4 protein-coding genes are annotated in these 2,373 nt (G+C 73.2%); 3 read left to right on the forward strand and 1 reads right to left on the reverse strand.

What is annotated here, in order from left to right:
- Positions 1 to 658, forward strand: a 658-nt coding sequence (locus AB0C29_RS44015) for a L,D-transpeptidase (protein WP_360833699.1), incomplete at its 5' end; no start/stop codon positions are given.
- Between the two features lie 16 nt (positions 659 to 674).
- On the opposite strand, the gene AB0C29_RS44020 is transcribed toward AB0C29_RS44015, so the two are convergent.
- A complete protein-coding gene (locus tag AB0C29_RS44020) occupies positions 675 to 1,688 on the reverse strand; it encodes a LacI family DNA-binding transcriptional regulator (RefSeq protein ID WP_360833701.1) in 1,014 nt (337 codons plus the stop codon).
- A 104-nt stretch (positions 1,689 to 1,792) separates the two neighbouring features.
- On the opposite strand from AB0C29_RS44020, the gene AB0C29_RS44025 reads away from it, so the two are divergent.
- On the forward strand, positions 1,793 to 1,939 hold the full coding sequence (locus AB0C29_RS44025) for a hypothetical protein (protein WP_360833703.1): 147 nt from the start codon (positions 1,793 to 1,795) through the stop codon (positions 1,937 to 1,939).
- Positions 1,940 to 1,968: 29 nt separating this feature from the next.
- Positions 1,969 to 2,373: MFS transporter (locus AB0C29_RS44030; protein WP_360833705.1), on the forward strand; the 405-nt coding region annotated here is incomplete at its 3' end.

Genomic DNA, 2,373 nt, shown 5'->3' on the forward strand with positions numbered 1-2,373 from the left:
GCCGGTGATCGACTACTGGACGGCCCCGCGCGGCTTCCCGTCCGACCCGGCGGCGATGTCCCTGACCGCCGTCACCGAGGGCCTGCAGCCGGCCCGGTCGATCCCGGTCTACGACGCGCCCGGCGGCCGGCCCCGCGCCCGGCTCACCCCGGAGATCAGCGGCATGCCCCTGATCCTGCCGATCACCGACCGGCGCTCGGGCTGGGTCGCGGTGCTGCTGCCCACGGCGAACCGCCGGATCGGCTGGCTGCCACCGAAGGGCTGGTCACCGCGGCCGCTGCGCGACCACCTGATCGTCCAGCGCCGCACCCACAAACTGATCTGGCGCCGCGACGGCATCCGCAAGGCGGCCTGGACCGTGTCCACCGGCACGGCGGCGACCCCCACCCCGCTGGGCCGGAGCTTCGTGCTGGGCCGCACCCCGACCAGCGGCTCCGCGTACGCGAACGTGGACGCGCTGGCGCTGAGCTCGGTGCCGGAGAACCGCCGTTCCCTGCCGGCTGCGCTGCGGGGCGCGCACACGGGCATCCACGGCTGGTACGACGAGGGTGCCTTCGGCCGGAGCGCGTCGAACGGGTGCGTACGGATGCCGCGGGAGGCTCAGCGCACCCTGTTGAAGCACATCGGGCACGGCACCCTGGTCACGGTCGTCGACTGAGACCGGCCGACCGGCCTCAGGCGGACCCGCGGATCAGCAGTTCGGTCTCCACCAGCGCCAGCCCGCCCGGCTCGCCCGCCAGCAGCCGCTGCACCTCCGCCACCGCCAGCTCCCCCATCCGGCGCTTGTCGATGGCGATGGTCGTCAGCGGCGGGTCCAGTAGCTCGCCCAGGTTCAGGCCGTCGAAGCCGAGCAGAGCGACGTCGTCCGGGATGGCCAGGCCCGCCCGCCGGGCCGCCCGGTACGCGCCCAGCGCGATCAGGTCGTTGAAGGTGAACATCGCGGTGAGTTCCGGGCGGGCCGCGTGCAGTTTCTCGAAGCCTGATTCGCCGCCCGCCATGGACTGCTCGACGCCGATGATCGCGTCCGGCGGCACCGGCAGGCCCTGGTCCGCGGCTTCGGCCAGGAAGATCGCCTTGCGGGCCGGGTCGGCCGCGTCCGGGCAGTCGATCATGCCGATCCGCTGGTGGCCGCGGGCGACCAGGTGCCGTACGGCCGCGCGGACGCCGGTCTCCAGGTCGATGTCGACGGCGCCGAAGGCCTTCTCGCGGGCGCGCCGGCTCATGACGACCAGCGGTACGCCCTCGACCGCGGCGGCGACCACGTCGTCCGGCTGGAAGAGGTAGCCGATCAGGGCGTCGACCTGGCCGGCGAGCGAGCGCAGCAGTTGCGGTTCGCGGCCGGGGTCGTCCTGGGTGCTGGCTACCAGGACCTGCCAGCCGCGTTGTTCGGCCGCTTCGAGGACGCCGGCGATCAGCTCGGGGAAGAACGGGTTCACCACGTCGGACACGATCAGGCCGACGGTCGTCGCGCCGGGGCGGACCAGGCCGCGGGCGAAGCGGGACGGGCGGTAGTGCAGTTGCCGGGCGGCGTCCAGGACGCGGCGGCGGGTCTCCGGGTCGATCTCGCCCTTGTCGTTGATGGCCCGGGACACGGTCTGGTGCGAGACGCCCGCCAGGCGCGCCACGTCCCGCAGTGTCGCGCGTTTTCCGGCGCCCGTTCCGGCGGTGTCCTGCTGTTCGTCTCCCACGATGACCGCATCGTAAACCGCTGGGGGTTGACGGCCCGGCAGCACCTGCGCGACGATCCCGTTAACGGTCACGTGACCGTTAACGGGACGAGGAGGTCAAGCTCATGGAAGGTGTGGCTCTGGTGCTGAGCGTGCTGGTGACCCGGCATACCAGCCGTTCGGCGCTGCCCGGCGCCGAGGTGCAGGTGCCCCGGGAGAGGTGGCGGTGGGCCCGGGCGGTCTCGCGCCGGGTCACCCGAGGGCGTGCATAGTGCCGGGGGACGGTGGGTAGCGGCATCGGATGACCACTGTCGCGGCGGCCGGGGGCCGTTCGAGATTTCTGCCGCTGCTGGCCGGTGTGTTGCTGCTCGGCATCGCGGACTCGATGATCGGGCCGTACCTGGTGCTCTTCGGGGCCGACGAGGCGCGGCTGTCGCCGTTCCAGGTCGGGGTCTTCCTGTCGCTCGTCGCGATCAGCGGCCTCGCGGTGAGCACCTGGCTCGGCCGCCGCTACGACCGGTCCGCGAGCCGGTGGCCGGCGTTCGTCGCCGTCGCCGCCCCCGCGGCCGGTTACCTGGCCCTGACGACCACCACCGACTACGCCCTGCTGGCCCTGATCGGCGTCGGGTTGCTCGGGGCCGGGATGGCCGCGTTCCCGCAGCTCTTCACGCTCGCCCGTACCCATCTCGACCGCTCCGGCGGCGAC

The sequence above is a fragment of the Actinoplanes sp. NPDC048791 genome, assembly GCF_040650095.1.
In the GTDB taxonomy this organism is placed as follows: Bacteria; Actinomycetota; Actinomycetes; order Mycobacteriales; family Micromonosporaceae; genus Actinoplanes.